We start from the raw sequence: 13,939 nt of genomic DNA, 5'->3' as shown, positions 1-13,939 counted from the left end.
CCAAGACTATATGGGTTCTGATTTATACCTATATAGTCTAAATAAGCGATGCAACTCAGACAGCTGCGCTATTTCCAGGCCGTGGCGGAAGAAGGCAGCTTCACTCGTGCCGCTGCCCGATTGCACATGGCCCAACCGCCGCTAAGCCGCCAGATCCGCCAATTCGAGGAGGCGCTGGGCGTGCAGTTGTTTGAACGCACCACCCGTGCCTTGCGGCTGACCGAAGCCGGGCGCTTCCTGTTGGAGCAATCACGGCTGTTGACCGCGCGTTTGGACGAAGTGCTGGAAGGCACGCGCCGTCTTGGGCAGACGCAGCGGCGCTGGTTCGGCATTGGATTCGTGCCGTCGACCCTGTACGGCTTCGTGCCCGAGCTGATCCGCCAACTGCGCAGCGCGGACCCGCAAGTGGAAGTCGGCCTGACGGAAATGACGACGCTGCCCCAACTCGAGGCCCTGAAGGCGGGGCGCATCGACCTGGGAATTGGCCGGATCCTGCTGGACGATCCCACCATCGAACGCCGGGTGTTGATGACCGAACCGCTGATGGCCGCCGTCCCGTTGCAACATCCGCTGGCGGCGATGGGCAGCGTGTCGGTCGAACGCCTGGCGCAAGAGCCTTTCGTGCTGTATCCCGCCAGGCCGCGGCCCAATTTCGCGGACCATGTGTTGGGGCTGTTCCGCGCAGCGGGCCATGCGTTGCAGGTGGTGCAGGAAGCCAACGAGCTCCAGACCGCGATCGGCCTGGTGGCGGCGGGGCTGGGCGTGTCGGTGGTGCCGGCTTCGGTACAGCGCTTGCAGCGGCAGGACATTGCCCATGTGCGGATCGAGGCAGATGCGTTCGTGTCGCCGGTGATCGCGAGCTACCGCAAAGACGATCAGTCGCCGTTCCTGGCGCGGGCGTTGGCGTTGGCGGCAGGGCTGGCCAAGTAACGCGGCGCCAGCGCCCCAATGGACGGATGGGGCGCGGTCAGGCCGCGATCGACCACCGAGGCCCCTCCGGCACGTCGGGTAGCGCGATATCCGAGTGACCCAAGCCCACCCAGCGTACCCGTTCGCGCGTCGCGTCGATGCAGCCGCCCTGGCCATAAATGCCCTGGGGATCCCGGATCCGCGACATGCGCGCCAGGACGTCAGCGGTAGCCTTGGGGTTGGCGAGCGTCTGCCGCACGCGCTCCTTGACGATCTGTTCGTCGATGAAGGGCTGACCGGCGGCGTCCACCCGAAGGCCGTGACGCCAATGGTAGATCTCCACGCACTTCGTCGTCAGCGTGAATGGATTGCCGCGTTCCCAGAAGTTGTTGAACTGGCCGCTGCCCAGATAGAACACCCACGACCCCTCGTACCCTTCAACGTCGGACGAGGCCGCGTCCGGGTTGCGGAACCACAGCCGGTCGCCTGGCACGTAGAAGTGGTGGGGCAGTGGGGCGGCAAGGGAACCGTATTCGTGCAGGAAGGTTTCGTGGAAGCGGCCGGACATGACCGCGCGCGTTTCCCATTGGCGCTGCAGGCGGTGTCCAAGTTCCGGGTTCACGTGTTGCAGCTCCTGCGCAATGCCAAGAACCGTCACATACTCGGTCGCCCGATAGCACGAGAACGCATACAGCTGACCCGACGCCTCGGGTTGCGTGGCTTTGCGCAGGCCTTCGATCAGCGATCGCCCGGGCCGCACGGTAAAGCCCCGCGCTTCGTCGTAAGTCCAGTAGTCCGACGGCCGCTCGGCGTGTTCGGTGTCGAACGCCAACGCGGTCTTGCGCGCGGCCTGGACGATATAACGGCGAATGCGCACCGCCGATTCCAGTTCCGCGATGCTGGGGAACGTGAACGCGACCGGGCTGGCCAGCATCGCCAGCACGATCTCGCGGTCCAGGTCGATGTCGTAGGTATCCGTGCGCAGGTTCAGTGCGCGGGCGACGCCGGTGGTGTCGTGGCTCGGCATGCGGGCTGCCGCGAAGGCGGTGTCAAGCCATGCCTGCGCACCTGGCGCCGCGCCGGCAACGCCGGAACAGTTCGCCATATCGCGTAGGCCCAACGCGGACAGATAGTGCTGGATGGCGGGCAGCGCGCGAGCCGCCTGAGGCGCCTCGGACGGTGCGATAAGGATGCCGCCCCGGTCTGGATCTATCGGTGAAAACTGAGAAAACGGCATGACAGACGAACCGGGAATGCGATTCGAAAATTGTAGTCATGCGGGCTTAATAACAGCTTTAAGCAGCGGCCGAAACACCACGAATTTCACGATGTTTTGCTGTGTTTTCAGCCGTGTTTCAGCGACATTTCAAGCGGCTTTCAGGGTTGTTGCGAAGGTGTTGCGCGCGGCTTGCCGGGCACGCCGTAAAACAGCAGCGTGCAGACCACGGCGGCGGCCAGGCTGGGCAGGGCGCCGGCTTTGAAGGCGTCGATCACATACGCCATTCGCGCCGTCCCGAACACGGCCAGCATGAACAGGAATCCGTATGCGGTGCCGGCGGCGCCTACCCACGCCAGACGTGACCAAGCCGATTGCGCGGGCTTGAGCGCACCCGCCGTCACGCCGCACAGCACGGCCGGCGCCGCGCCGAATAGATACGCGGCGCGCAACCCGTCGAAACTGTACAGGCTGACCGGAAGCGTCATCGTGCCCATCACGACCAGCAAGCCTATCGCCGGGCCGATCAACCCGTAGGTCAACGCGCCGGCAATGACGTTACGCGTGATGGAACGGCCGGTGTCGCCAGGCTGCCGGCGCAGGCACCGATGGGCGACGCTTGCCGCCGCGAGCAGCGCGATAAGAACGAGCAGGATCAGGGTCATGGCGCAGGAATGGAATGCCGCTATCCGCGTAGCGGCGAAACGTTACTGGCTGACGTACCGCTTGGTCTTGGCGTCGAACGTGTAATGCGTGACGTCGGCGGCGCCAAGCTGGCGGGTCTTGTTCGGCCCCGAGATCGTCGTGCCGCTGGGCTTGACCGACACACGCGGCATATCGTTGCCGGCGGCCGCCGTGAACACCAGTTCGCCGGCGCTGCTGGTGCACGGCATGACTTCGCCGTCCGAGCACGCGGCGCTATTGTCTTCGCCGGTCAGGACGCTGCCGACGTAGGTCCAGACGTTGTTGTCCGAGTCGGGTTTCAGCTGTTGGGGATCGAACACCAGCAGGGTATAGCCGTCGCTATTGATGCCGTTGTCGAAGCTTGTATCGGGCACGGCCAGCAACAGCTTGCCAGCGGGCGTGCGGTATTCGACCGGCTTGCGGCGGGTGTCGACGTCCGGGGCTCTTTCGTAGGCGCCGAATTCGCCGATGGAGGGTTCCATGCCCAGGAATTTCCAGGGGCGTTCGGACGCCGGGTCGTTCAGCACGAATGTGGATTCAGCGATATTGACCCGCGTTTCGGGTCCGACCTGGTCTTCGCCCGGTTTGCCGTAGCGTTGCGCGGTTTTCCACACAAAGCCGGTGTAGTAATGCTGGCCTGCGGATTCGAAGGCATGGCCGAACCAATACGTGGCGATGCTGCCGTTTGCCACTTCATACGACGTTTCGCCTTTGCCGTCGATTTGATAGATGAAATACATCACCGTGGCGGCATCGGGAGGCGTCACGGCGGCGGCAACGGAACGTTGAATTGCCGGTGCGTTGTCCGTGGCGGCGAGCACGGGCGCCGGGTGGCTCAGGACGGCAAAAGTGGCGGCAATCAGGCCCGCCAGGGCGGTGCGCGCGCACCGGCGGCTGAAACTCGGGCTGGCCTTCATAAGGGTTCTCATGAGTTGGGGAACGTCCTGTCGAATATCTATAAAAGCGTTTTGATTGTTGATGTCGGTATAGAACGGTCGATCTTCCGACGCGGGGTCGCCACAGAAACGCATTAACCGCCGGCAGGTTTTCGATGCGGAGGCGAGTATAAGGGGCCTGTTTGCCGTCCAGGCTTCACGATATTGCAGTTATTGCTAACCTGTTACATATACTCCATCCGACGGCGTTTCACCCGCCACCCGAAACGGGCGGCGTTTCCTGCGCAGCCGACAGCACCGGTTCCGCAGCGTCCGTGCCGGGTAGGACATTCGTCAGGTCTTCGGTCATTTCATGGTCCAACGCACCTTGGACCAGGTCTTCGGTAACGCGTAGCTCCACGCCAGCGGGCGACATCTGGGCGGCCGCGGCAAATGGCGCGACGGGCGACGGGGCGGGGCGTTCGCCGCGGCGCCACATGAAGAAGGCCATCAGGCCGACGTTCAGCACCGCAAAGCACCAGAACAGCCCGGCCGCGCCGTACTTGGCCATTACCTGCGAGATTGCCAGCGGGCTCAACGCCGACCCCAGCGAATTGATCAGCAGCAGGCCTTGGATCATGCGCACCAGGGCGTCGGCGGGCGCACGGTCCGCGGCGTGGCTCACGGCGACCGGATAGATGGCGAACACGCCGCCGCCCAGCAAGAACAGCAGAACGATCAGCAGCGGCGATCCGGTGGGCAGCAGCAGGATCAAGAGGCTGAGCACCGTACAGAAAACGGCCAACGCGATAAGCACGACCTGACGGTCGCGCAGGTCCGACCAGCGGCCAACGGGATACTGCAGCACCATGGCGCCCAGGATCACCGCGCCCATCATCTTGCCGACTTCGGCTACGTCCAGCCCGATGCGTTGCAGGTAAAGCGGCAGCAGGGTATAGACCGCCGCGATAGCGACTCCCGAACCGAAGCAGCCCATGACACCGGTGGGCGTCATGCGGATCAGGTGGTGTGGCATCAACGGTTCGACGCGCTCGACCAGCGGTGAAATGCGCGGAATGATGACCATCGGCATCACTGACAGCGAGGCCAGCAGCCCGGCCACCATGAAAGGCGCCATGTCGCCCAATTGCGCCAGAGCGCCCAGCTGAATCTGGCCCAGCATGCCGGAGCCGTACAGGGAAATCATATAGAACGCCAGCAAGCGTCCGCGCATCTTCGGGTCGCCTGCCAGCAGCAGCCAGCTTTCCACCACCAAAAACACGCCAACGCTTGCCCATCCGTTGATCAGCCGCAGGACGAACCATGCCTCGGCGCCGAAGATCAGCCCTTGCAGCAACACCGTGACCGCGATCAGCGAGGCGAAACTGCTATAGGCGCGGATATGGCCGATGCGCACGATCAGCCGGTCATTGAAGATGGCGCCCAGCGTCAGGCCGATGAAATACGACGACGAAATCAGGCCGATGACCGTGGCGGACTCGCCGGCCGCGTCCAGCCGCAAGGTGGTAAGGGAGGAAATAAAAGCGTTGCCGATGCAGACAACGAACAAGCCAAGAAGCGGCCCCAGGACTAAGGCCAACAACTGCCGAGACATGACATCCTCGATCGCGAAAAGCGAAAAACCATCCGGCCTGGCCGGATTACTGCTATGAAAAAGTCAGGGGAAATCACAACCGGCGCCGTCGCGGGCCTGCGGTGGTTTTTCTGAGGGGGAGGCGGGCGCCGCCCAAGGGCGAAAACCGGCGGGGATTGTAGCGCCGTTCATCGGGCGGGCTGTTCCGGGGAGGAATGGCCCGCTGCCGTTTCGTTGCCAGGGCGGCCTTACGACCTGGGCAGGTATTGATTGATCTTGCCCGAGTCGATGAACAGCTTCAAATAGGCCGTGCCCTCGGAAATCGCGCGGGCGGGCGTGTCGCGTGGCGTCAGCGGGCAGGGAATGCACCAATCCAGGAGCACCAGCGTTGAGTATGTGACCTGAACCAGTGGCAGGAACCCCTCGGGCAGCGTGCCGAATTGCTCCAGGCACCGCAACGGCACGGCCCGGACCCCTAGGCGAAAGCCTTTGTGTTCGGTAAGGACGAGATCGTTCATGGATGGGCTCCGACACGCCGCAGCGGCGCTACGCCGCTGCGGCACGGGCTGTACGGTCACATCACCGTCACCGGAATCTGACGCGGCTGCGCCTCGCGGATGCGCGGAACTTGCAGGGTTAGCACACCGTGCTTCAGGCTGGCGCTGATGGCGTCCTTGTCGAACTCCGGCCCCAACCTGAACGAGCGGCGAAACAGTGGTTCGCGCAGTTCGCAATGGATCAGCCGGACATCGGCGGGAACTGGCACCGACGCCTGTCCTTCGATGACAAGCACCTCCGATTCCACTTTAATGTTCAACGTGTCTTTCGTGACGCCAGGCAGGTCGGCTACCACGGTGACACCGGTTGCGTCTTCAAAAATGTCGACCACCGGCAGGTTGGCGGGGCGTTGCTCTTTTGAACGGCCGCCCGGTTCAACAACGAGTTCGTTACGCTCATTCATGATCGTTTCTCCTGAGTCTTGCTTGACGCTTGCATCACTGGATTGCGATAAGACGCGGTTTCGACGACTCTTTTTTCTTGATGGATATCAAGAGGCAGCCGTCGATGTATTTCGCCTCGACGTTGTCGGGATCGACGTCCCCGGGCAACTCGATAACGCGGGTGAAGTCGCCTTCGGCGCGCTCCCGCGCGTAGTAGCGGCCGTTTTCGGGCAAGGGCGGCATGTTGCGCGTGCCGCTGATGGTGAGCAGCCCCTTCTCTATGGACACTTTCAAGGTCTCGGGTTCGATGCCGGGAATGAAGCCGACGACGACGGCCGCGTCGTCGGAAACCCCAATGTTGACGGCAGGGAAGCGTCCGCGTGGCACCGTCCGCAATGTGGCCGGCAGGCCCGCGCTACGAAAGATCCGGTCCATCTGCTCCTGGACCGCGTCAAAGAGAGAGTCGACTCCGTTATCGCTGAAAGGGTAGTTGGCCATAATTACCTCCAAGGAATTGTCCGGAAGGATCGAGACCGAGCTACGTCACCGCAATAGCGACCCGCACACTCGATCGCTTCAATGCGGATATAGGAGCCAACCGCGTTGATTCAAGGCCGGCATCCTTTGATTTTTAAAATGGCCGTCTGGGATGCTATAGATTTTTAAAACGAGGGCAGCCCCCCCGATCAGAGGCTTAACGTCCCGACTCACCCGTCATCGGCGGGCCATCATTCGGGCATCGAGAAACAGCGTGCGTACATCCAATAGTCGCGCGACTGCCCGCGTACTTTTCTGTACTGCCGCAGCAAGCCCTCGCGTTGCATTCCCATGCGTTCCAGAACGGCGATGGACGCCGCGTTGCTGTCCAGGACGGTGGCCTGGACGCGTTGGAGCTTCAAGGCCGCTTGCGCCCACTCGGTGACGGCGCGGGCGGCCTGGGTTGCCAGGCCACGGCCGGTATGCAGCGGGTCAAGGTCATAAGCCAATTCGGCGCGCCCATTCGCGGGGGAAATCTCGTTCAAGCCGACGGTGCCCAAAAGCCCGTCGCCTGCGTCCACGATGGCCCAGCGCAGCGCATCGCGGTGGCCGGCATAACTCTCGATCAGCACCGCAAGCGCGGACGGGCTGATATCGCCCCAGCTGGTATGTTCAATGACGCCCGGCTTGTTCAGATACGCCGACCAAGCAATGGCATCGTGGGGTCGAAGCGGCCGTAGCGTGGCCAGCAGGGTGTCGGGCAGTGCGATCGTGGGGGTGTCCATCGGTGGCCTTGGTGCTTGGTCTTGGACGCTTCATAAGCAATCCGTTATTCGTCCATCAAAAAATAGAATCGTTCTGTTATGGCTGTGAACCACAATTCATACCGCCCGCCAGCAACAAGCGCGAGGCCAGAAAGTAGAACATAAGAGACACAGGGCACAGAAGATGACGATGATGGAATCGGTGTATCTGGTGGTGGCGCTGGGCGCGGTGGTCGCCGGTTTCGTCCAGGGATTGTCGGGGTTTGCCTTCGGGCTAGTGGCCATGTCGTTCTGGGCGTGGGCGTTGGAGCCGCGCCTGGCGGCCACGCTTGCGGTGTTCGGCGCGTTGGTGGGTCAGGTGTTGGCGGCCGTTACGGTCCGGCGCGGGTTCAACTTGAAATTGCTGCTGCCTTTCGTGTTGGGCGGCCTGGCCGGTATTCCACTGGGCGTGGCGGTGCTGCCCCATCTGGACATGGATTGGTTCAAGGCGTTGTTGGGCGCCTTGCTGATTGTGTGGTGCCCGATCATGCTGGTGGCCAGGAACTTGCCCAGGATCTCGGCAGGCGGAAGGTTGGCCGATGGCACGGTGGGGTTCGCTGGCGGGGTGCTGGGCGGCATCGGCGGGTTTTCCGGTACCTTGCCCACGCTGTGGTGCACGTTGCGCGGTTTCGACAAAGACAAGCAGCGTGCCGTCATCCAGAACTTCAACCTGTCCATGCTGGCGGTGACGATGGGTACCTACCTGGCGACGGGGATCGTGACGCGGGACATGCTGCCGATGTTCGCCATCGTGGCACCGGCGATGCTGGTGCCGACGCTGGTGGGTGCCAAGCTCTACATCGGCATCAGCGAGGCGCGTTTCCGGCAGATTGTTCTGGGCTTGCTGACGGCGTCCGGCCTGGCCTTGCTGGCTTCCAGCGTGCCCCGCTTGCTAGAACGGCTGGCTTAGCAGGCCTGCCATGACGGCGTCGTCGGGATCAGTTCCGGCGTGACGGCGTTATCGCGCTGCGGTTGCTTGCGCCGTCACGGCGTCGGTCGGGGCGGGCGCATAAGGCCCCATCAATTCCGTCACCCAATCGATGAACAGGCGCAGCTTGGCGCTGACGTGCCGGTTCGGTGGAAACGCGATGGTCAGCGGCATCGGGTCCAGGCGCCAGTCCTCGAACAGCGGCACCAGCGCGCTGCGCGTCAGGTAGGGCTCGGCCATGTAATGCGGCAGCCACAGCACGCCCAATCCCGCCAGCCCGGCTGCCAGGTAGGCGTTGCCGTCATCCACCGCCAGCACATAGCGGCCGTGCACGTTCACGCTTTCGTCGCCGCGGTGCATGGCGTAGGGAAAGGCGCGGCCCAGACGCGACCATAGATAGCCGACGATCCGGTGGTGCGTGTCTTCCAGTTCTTGCGGATGCGCGGGCAGACCGGCGCGCTCGAGATAGGCGGGGGCGGCGTAGACGCCCAGCCGCAGATCGGCAACGCGGCGCGCCATCAGCGACTGGTCGGTGATCTCGCCGCCGCGCACCACGCAATCCACGTTCTCGCCAAGGATATCCACGATGCGGTCGCTGACGCCCATGTCCAGTTGGATGTCGGGATAGCGCGCGTGGAACGCGGGCAGGGCGGGGATCAGGATCATGCGCGCCAGCGGACTGGGCACGTCCACGCGCAAGCGGCCCCGCGGCGCGGCCGACGCGGCGGACAGGCCCGTTTCGGCATCATCCATGTCGGCCAGCAATTTGACGACGCGTTCGTAATACGCGGCGCCGTCCGCGGTGACGGCGACGCGACGCGTCGTGCGGTTCAGCAGTTTGACGCGCAGGCGGGCTTCCAGCTGCTGCACCAATTGCGTGACGCTGGTCTTGCTCATGTGCAGCGTTTGCGCCGCCTTGGTGAAGCTGCCGGCTTCCACCACGCGGGCGAATGCCTGCATCGCATCGAATCGGTCCATAGCGGCTCCAGGAGGTGGCGCGGGGTTGCGGACTGTTTGGATTCTACAAACAGTGATGGACAGTATTGCCCGTTTATCGGCGCCCGGCGGATCTCTACAGTGAACCCATCGTTAACCACGGGCCGCTTCCGGCCCATTGATGGAGATGACCGATGGCAACCCGCGACGTCGTGTTTCCGCCTGGCCGCCAGGCGCTTTATGAACGTAACCGCTATTCGCCGGCAATCCGGTCCAATGGCTTCCTGTTCGTGTCGGGGCAGGTGGGCAGCCGCGAAGACGGCTCGCCGGAACCCGAGCTTCAAACGCAAGCGAGGCGGGCGTTCGAAAACCTGAACGCCGTCTTGCAGGCGGCAGGCTGCACGTTCGACGATGTCGTGGACGTGACGGTCTTCATGGTCGACCCGCAGTCCAAGTTTGAAACGCTTTGGCAAGTGGTGCCGGAATACTGGGGCGAGGCGCCGTATCCGGCCTTGACCGCGGTGGGCGTGACGTGGCTGTACGGGTTCGACTTCGAGATCAAGGTGATCGCGAAATTGCCGGAGCCGGTGTAGCGCTGACCCGCCGCGTTTACTTCTTCACCACGTAATTGTTCGCCTCGTTTTCGCCCGCCCATTTGCGCAGCGATGCGATGAACTCGGGGCATACGTTGCCGTCGACGCTGGAACTGACGATGACGCTGTTCTGCATTCGCATTAGCACGGTGCATTCGTAGACCCGCGAACGGTTCTGGTAGTGGCCAGTGGTGTTGGTCTGGAAAACGGGCGTGGCGGCGCTGGTGTTGGTGGCGGGAATCATGCCGACCACCTGCTGGCTGGAGCCGGTGGTGACCCATTCCGTGTAGGGGGCGGTCTGATAGTCGGACCACTCCAGCTCTACTTCGTTGCCCACGACGCGCGTCTTCGACGGCTCGCCCAATGCGGCGATGGCGTCATTGATCGAGCGGCCTTCCATGTTCTTGGCCACGTTCACGCTGGGCGAGAACGACAGGCCCGACTTGAACACGTTGCCTAGCGAAGGAAGCGAGGAACTGCCGCCGGTGGGCATCGGCGCGCATCCCGAGAGCGCGGCCGCAGCGGCAATCAGGCTGGCCGGCAGCCAGAGCGGCGTGCGGCGGGTTGGAGAGGGCTGGGACGACTTCATGGCGTGCTGTCGATGCTCCGTGGCAGGTCAAGGTGGCTCAACGCGTTTTGTTTCTTTTCGTGACAGGCTTCTGGCCCGTCTGCGGGGGACGCCCGGGAGTGCAGGGGACGGACGCTGATGGCGCGCTTACGAAAAGTTCGACATTTTTACCGGAAATCGGGGCCAGTATCGCCCTTGATCTGTGTGAAATTTGTTACGTAATATGCCGGCTGGGAGATTCCCACGGGGACGGACCCCACGGGCTTCTTGCTAAGATCGTCCCCGCTCTCCACTCGACCCGTTACACCGACGATGATGCCTGCTCGATTTTTTCCTGTGATCCGCGCTGCATTCGCTGCTCTTGCTTTGGTGGCAGGCCTGGCCTCTGCCTCGGCGCAGGCGCAAAACGCCTATGGCGGTATGGCGACAGACGGCGACCACACCAAGGTCTACTCGGTGGCGCCGGAAAAAAACAAGCAATGGGCCGAAATGGCGGCCATCGCGGAGTGCAAGCGCGCGGGGGGAAAAGGGTGCAAGACGCTGACCACCTTCTGGGACAGCTGCATGGTTTATGCGCGCAATTCGCGCCAGGATCTGTTCCCGGGCAATAGCGTGGCGCCCGAAATGGCGGCCAAGAAGGCCATGCGCCGTTGCACGGCGGGCAGCCCGGACGGCAACTGCCGGTTGACTTCCCTGCCGGTGTGCGCGGGCCCGGGCTATAGCGCCGAAGATCTGGCGGCCGCCAAGCGGGCCAAACCCGCTGACATTGAGGCGCTGTCCGCCAAGCTGGACAGCCGCGCCTACTGGGGCGCCGTGGCGGAAAACGCTGATGGCGGGGCGGTCTATTCGGATGGTTATCCCTCCGAGGACGAGGCGATCAATACGTTGCTGAAGTGGGAAGACTGCAAGGACTGCCGCAAGCTCCTGACCTATAAGGACACCTGCGTGGGCATCGCCTGGATCAAGGGCAGCGAAGGCCGGGGCACGCGCTTTACCGCGTTGAACCCCGACTCCGTTTCGGCGCGCGAAGCGTCCCGCGAGACCTGCACGGCCAAGACCGGCGCGCCAGCTTGCGTGGCGATGGTGCGGTGCTCGGGCCGTGCCTATATGGACGGCTACAAGGGCCAGGACGCCAAGTCGCAATAAGGGTTTGCGGGGCAAGCCGGCCTCTGCGCCGGCCTGCGGCCCCGCTTATTTGTCCAGCCAGGGCGTCTGCTTCCACAACGTCTGGAATTCTGCTTCGCCCGCAGCAAGTTCACGGGCGTAGTCGGCCGGGGGCAGGTAGCGCAGCGGCGCGAACATGTCCCGGGCCTTGGTCTGGAACTCCGGATCGTCCAGCGTGCGCTTCACGGCGTCCACCAGCTTGCCCCGCACTTCCGCCGGCAAACCCTTGGGCGCGGCAAGGCCCCGCAGGGATGCCAGTTCAACGTCGTACCCCTGTTCCTTGAAGGTGGGCACATCGGGCAGCGCCGCCGAACGCGCCTTGCCCATCTGGCCAAGGAAACGCAGCGGGGTACCGCCTTTCTGATATTGCAGCGCCTCGCCGACATTGATCGCGCCGATGGTGATTTCTCCGCCCGCCAAGGCGCCGCGCACTTCGCCGGCGCCCTTGTACGGGATGTGGCTGAGCTTCACGCCCGAGGCGCGCTCGAAACGCAGCATGGCCAGATGGTCGTCCGACCCCGTGCCGGTCGTGCCCACCGTGACTTTGCCCGGATTCTTCTTGGCATAGGCCGACAGATCGGCCAGCGTCTTCATCTCGTTGTCGCTGCGCACGGTGAAGGCGCCCGGATCGTCGATCAGGTTGCCCAGCAAGTCGTAGCTTTGCCAGGTGAAATTGGACTTGCGCTCGATGGGGATGGTCAGCATGTTGGGCGTGTTGATGAAGCCGATGGTGTAGCCGTCAGGCTGCGCGCGGGCCAACTCCGTGAAGCCAATGGCGCCGCCGGCGCCGGGGCGATTCAACACCACGATGCGGGCATCGTTGCCCAGATACTTCTGCAGGAAGGGTGCCATCATGCGCGCCACCAGGTCCGTGCCGCCGCCGGGCCCATAGGACACGATCAGGTTGATGGGGCGTTCCGGGTAGCCGGCGGCGATGGCCGTGCCGCCAAAGATCGCGGCGCCCGACAGGAGGGCGGCGGACGCCGCCAGGACGCGCAGCGTGCGGCGCTTGTTGGGTTGTTGCATGTTGTCTCCTCAAGGGATGGGTCGGCGGCTTGATGCCGCGCTGTTTTATCAGGGGCCGCAACGCGGGGAAGGCGCGGCGGGGACTGCACGATTTCAGTGGGGCTACGGCTTCGGCGGGACGACGGTTTCGTGCGGCTACGGCTTCAGTGCGGCGATGCGTGCGGCCGCGATCGGCCAGACTTCGGGGTTGACCAGTTGCGGCGGCCGTTCGCCGCGCAGCATCGCGATGAGTTGCGTGGCGGACGACTGCGCGACATTGCGGCGGGCCTCGTGGGTAACGCCCGCGGTATGGAACGTAGCGACCACGTTAGGCAAGCCCAGCAGCGGGGCGTCGCGCGCGGGCGGCTCTTGCTGCCAGACGTCGAGGCCGGCGCCGCGCAGATGGCCGCCGCGCAAGGCGTCGTACAGCGCTGCTTCGTCATGGATGCCGCCGCGCGCGGTCGAGAGGAATACGGCGTCCGGCTTCATGGCGGCGAACGCGCGCGCATCGATCAGGCCGCGCGTGGACGCGTCCAGCGGGCAATGCAGCGATACGACATCGGATTGCGCCAGCAGGTCGGCCAGCGACACGGGCTCGGCGCCGCGCTGGCGGATGGTGTCGGCATCCAGCAGCGGATCGTGCGCGACTACTCGCATGCCGAAGCCTTGCGCGATGCGCGCCACCCGCGACCCGATCTGGCCGATTCCCACCAGGCCGATCACCGTGCCATGGATCTCGTGGCCCATCAGGTCTTCACGGGAAAAGCCGGTGTCGTGGCGCAGGCGCTGGTGGGATTCGACCACGCGGCGCTGCACGGCCAGCAGCAGCGCGTAGGTGTGTTCGGCGACGGATGCGGCGTTGCCGCCCGCCTGGTTCACCACGGCGATGCCGGCCGCCGTGCAGGCCGGCACGTCCACCGTGTCGTAGCCTGCGCCGCCGGACGACACGCACACCAGGTCGGGACACTGGGCGATCAGCGCGGCGTTCACGAACCATTGGCGGGGCAGCTCATCTTTTGCGGCGGACACGTGATAGGCATGCGCAGCCTTCAGGCCCGCCAGGGTGCGTGCATCGTCGCCGTGCGCCGGCAGCACCGACAAGCCGATGTCGGACGCCGCCCCGATGATCTGGTCGAACACCGGGTTCAGCCACAGGTCCAGCCGGCACAGGCGTTTGGGGAAGTCTTGCGGGGGGGAACCGAAATCCGGCATTGCGCGTTGTCTCCTGGGGCATGGTGTTGCTGTC

Annotated in this window: 16 protein-coding genes; 4 read left to right on the top strand and 12 right to left on the bottom strand. The window is 64.1% G+C overall.

Annotated elements, in window-relative coordinates:
* The first annotated feature begins 48 nt into the window (after positions 1-48).
* Positions 49-930, top strand: a complete 882-nt coding sequence (locus ACI0FO_RS05695) for a LysR family transcriptional regulator (RefSeq protein ID WP_416024839.1) — start codon at positions 49-51, stop codon at positions 928-930.
* 37 nt (positions 931-967) lie between these two features.
* On the opposite strand, the gene ACI0FO_RS05690 is transcribed toward ACI0FO_RS05695, so the two are convergent.
* The 8 genes from ACI0FO_RS05690 to ACI0FO_RS05655 form a co-directional block, all read right to left on the bottom strand.
* Positions 968-2,146 (bottom strand): hypothetical protein, encoded by a 1,179-nt coding sequence (locus tag ACI0FO_RS05690; RefSeq protein WP_416024837.1) that lies wholly within the window; start codon positions 2,144-2,146, stop codon positions 968-970.
* A 140-nt stretch (positions 2,147-2,286) separates the two neighbouring features.
* Positions 2,287-2,790: a hypothetical protein gene (locus ACI0FO_RS05685; protein ID WP_416024836.1), complete on the bottom strand. Its 504-nt coding sequence runs from the start codon at positions 2,788-2,790 to the stop codon at positions 2,287-2,289.
* A gap of 42 nt (positions 2,791-2,832) precedes the next feature.
* Complete coding sequence (locus ACI0FO_RS05680) at positions 2,833-3,726, bottom strand: hypothetical protein (protein WP_416024834.1); 894 nt, start codon at positions 3,724-3,726, stop codon at positions 2,833-2,835.
* A 229-nt stretch (positions 3,727-3,955) separates the two neighbouring features.
* Positions 3,956-5,299, bottom strand: a complete 1,344-nt coding sequence (locus ACI0FO_RS05675) for an MFS transporter (RefSeq protein ID WP_416024832.1) — start codon at positions 5,297-5,299, stop codon at positions 3,956-3,958.
* Positions 5,300-5,526: 227 nt separating this feature from the next.
* Entirely contained in the window at positions 5,527-5,796 is a 270-nt protein-coding gene (locus ACI0FO_RS05670) for a hypothetical protein (protein WP_105557249.1), read from the bottom strand.
* Positions 5,797-5,852: 56 nt separating this feature from the next.
* Positions 5,853-6,239 (bottom strand): Hsp20/alpha crystallin family protein, encoded by a 387-nt coding sequence (locus tag ACI0FO_RS05665; protein WP_416024829.1) that lies wholly within the window; start codon positions 6,237-6,239, stop codon positions 5,853-5,855.
* Positions 6,240-6,273: 34 nt separating this feature from the next.
* A complete protein-coding gene (locus tag ACI0FO_RS05660) occupies positions 6,274-6,717 on the bottom strand; it encodes an Hsp20/alpha crystallin family protein (RefSeq protein WP_416024827.1) in 444 nt (147 codons plus the stop codon).
* Between the two features lie 230 nt (positions 6,718-6,947).
* On the bottom strand, positions 6,948-7,481 hold the full coding sequence (locus ACI0FO_RS05655; RefSeq protein WP_416024826.1) for a GNAT family N-acetyltransferase: 534 nt from the start codon (positions 7,479-7,481) through the stop codon (positions 6,948-6,950).
* Positions 7,482-7,653: 172 nt separating this feature from the next.
* Here ACI0FO_RS05655 and ACI0FO_RS05650 point away from each other — a divergent pair, with 172 nt between their 5' ends.
* Positions 7,654-8,409 (top strand): sulfite exporter TauE/SafE family protein, encoded by a 756-nt coding sequence (locus ACI0FO_RS05650; RefSeq protein WP_416025659.1) that lies wholly within the window; start codon positions 7,654-7,656, stop codon positions 8,407-8,409.
* A 48-nt stretch (positions 8,410-8,457) separates the two neighbouring features.
* On the opposite strand, the gene ACI0FO_RS05645 is transcribed toward ACI0FO_RS05650, so the two are convergent.
* The gene (locus ACI0FO_RS05645; protein WP_416024824.1) at positions 8,458-9,405 is read right to left on the bottom strand and encodes a LysR substrate-binding domain-containing protein; all 948 of its coding nucleotides are present in this window, start codon (positions 9,403-9,405) and stop codon (positions 8,458-8,460) included.
* A gap of 152 nt (positions 9,406-9,557) precedes the next feature.
* Here ACI0FO_RS05645 and ACI0FO_RS05640 point away from each other — a divergent pair, with 152 nt between their 5' ends.
* The gene (locus ACI0FO_RS05640; protein WP_416024822.1) at positions 9,558-9,956 is read left to right on the top strand and encodes a RidA family protein; all 399 of its coding nucleotides are present in this window, start codon (positions 9,558-9,560) and stop codon (positions 9,954-9,956) included.
* Positions 9,957-9,972: 16 nt separating this feature from the next.
* Here the strand turns inward: ACI0FO_RS05640 and ACI0FO_RS05635 are convergent, their stop codons facing one another.
* Positions 9,973-10,545: a hypothetical protein gene (locus tag ACI0FO_RS05635; protein WP_105557256.1), complete on the bottom strand. Its 573-nt coding sequence runs from the start codon at positions 10,543-10,545 to the stop codon at positions 9,973-9,975.
* Between the two features lie 315 nt (positions 10,546-10,860).
* Between ACI0FO_RS05635 and ACI0FO_RS05630 the strand changes: the two genes are divergently transcribed.
* Positions 10,861-11,670 (top strand): DUF4189 domain-containing protein, encoded by an 810-nt coding sequence (locus tag ACI0FO_RS05630; protein ID WP_233214013.1) that lies wholly within the window; start codon positions 10,861-10,863, stop codon positions 11,668-11,670.
* Between the two features lie 45 nt (positions 11,671-11,715).
* Here the strand turns inward: ACI0FO_RS05630 and ACI0FO_RS05625 are convergent, their stop codons facing one another.
* Together ACI0FO_RS05625 and ACI0FO_RS05620 are read right to left on the bottom strand one after the other, a co-directional pair.
* Entirely contained in the window at positions 11,716-12,714 is a 999-nt protein-coding gene (locus ACI0FO_RS05625) for a tripartite tricarboxylate transporter substrate binding protein (protein WP_416024819.1), read from the bottom strand.
* A 135-nt stretch (positions 12,715-12,849) separates the two neighbouring features.
* Positions 12,850-13,905, bottom strand: a complete 1,056-nt coding sequence (locus ACI0FO_RS05620) for a hydroxyacid dehydrogenase (RefSeq protein WP_416024818.1) — start codon at positions 13,903-13,905, stop codon at positions 12,850-12,852.
* Positions 13,906-13,939: the final 34 nt, after the last annotated feature.

This window comes from Achromobacter marplatensis, from assembly GCF_049060505.1.
GTDB classification, from domain to species: domain Bacteria; phylum Pseudomonadota; class Gammaproteobacteria; order Burkholderiales; family Burkholderiaceae_B; genus Achromobacter; species Achromobacter marplatensis_A.
Note: the sequence above shows the minus strand (reverse complement) of the source record. Positions and strands in the feature narration are given on the sequence as shown.

Excerpts from the sequence above, each read along its gene's own strand:
- ACI0FO_RS05695 (WP_416024839.1), top strand. The coding sequence starts at position 49 with ATGCAACTCAGACAGCTGCGCTATTTCCAGGCCGTGGCGGAAGAAGGC.
- ACI0FO_RS05690 (WP_416024837.1), bottom strand. The coding sequence starts at position 2,146 with ATGCCGTTTTCTCAGTTTTCACCGATAGATCCAGACCGGGGCGGCATC.
- ACI0FO_RS05685 (WP_416024836.1), bottom strand. The coding sequence starts at position 2,790 with ATGACCCTGATCCTGCTCGTTCTTATCGCGCTGCTCGCGGCGGCAAGC.
- ACI0FO_RS05680 (WP_416024834.1), bottom strand. The coding sequence starts at position 3,726 with ATGAAGGCCAGCCCGAGTTTCAGCCGCCGGTGCGCGCGCACCGCCCTG.
- ACI0FO_RS05675 (WP_416024832.1), bottom strand. The coding sequence starts at position 5,299 with ATGTCTCGGCAGTTGTTGGCCTTAGTCCTGGGGCCGCTTCTTGGCTTG.
- ACI0FO_RS05670 (WP_105557249.1), bottom strand. The coding sequence starts at position 5,796 with ATGAACGATCTCGTCCTTACCGAACACAAAGGCTTTCGCCTAGGGGTC.
- ACI0FO_RS05665 (WP_416024829.1), bottom strand. The coding sequence starts at position 6,239 with ATGAATGAGCGTAACGAACTCGTTGTTGAACCGGGCGGCCGTTCAAAA.
- ACI0FO_RS05660 (WP_416024827.1), bottom strand. The coding sequence starts at position 6,717 with ATGGCCAACTACCCTTTCAGCGATAACGGAGTCGACTCTCTCTTTGAC.
- ACI0FO_RS05655 (WP_416024826.1), bottom strand. The coding sequence starts at position 7,481 with ATGGACACCCCCACGATCGCACTGCCCGACACCCTGCTGGCCACGCTA.
- ACI0FO_RS05650 (WP_416025659.1), top strand. The coding sequence starts at position 7,654 with ATGGAATCGGTGTATCTGGTGGTGGCGCTGGGCGCGGTGGTCGCCGGT.
- ACI0FO_RS05645 (WP_416024824.1), bottom strand. The coding sequence starts at position 9,405 with ATGGACCGATTCGATGCGATGCAGGCATTCGCCCGCGTGGTGGAAGCC.
- ACI0FO_RS05640 (WP_416024822.1), top strand. The coding sequence starts at position 9,558 with ATGGCAACCCGCGACGTCGTGTTTCCGCCTGGCCGCCAGGCGCTTTAT.
- ACI0FO_RS05635 (WP_105557256.1), bottom strand. The coding sequence starts at position 10,545 with ATGAAGTCGTCCCAGCCCTCTCCAACCCGCCGCACGCCGCTCTGGCTG.
- ACI0FO_RS05625 (WP_416024819.1), bottom strand. The coding sequence starts at position 12,714 with ATGCAACAACCCAACAAGCGCCGCACGCTGCGCGTCCTGGCGGCGTCC.
- ACI0FO_RS05620 (WP_416024818.1), bottom strand. The coding sequence starts at position 13,905 with ATGCCGGATTTCGGTTCCCCCCCGCAAGACTTCCCCAAACGCCTGTGC.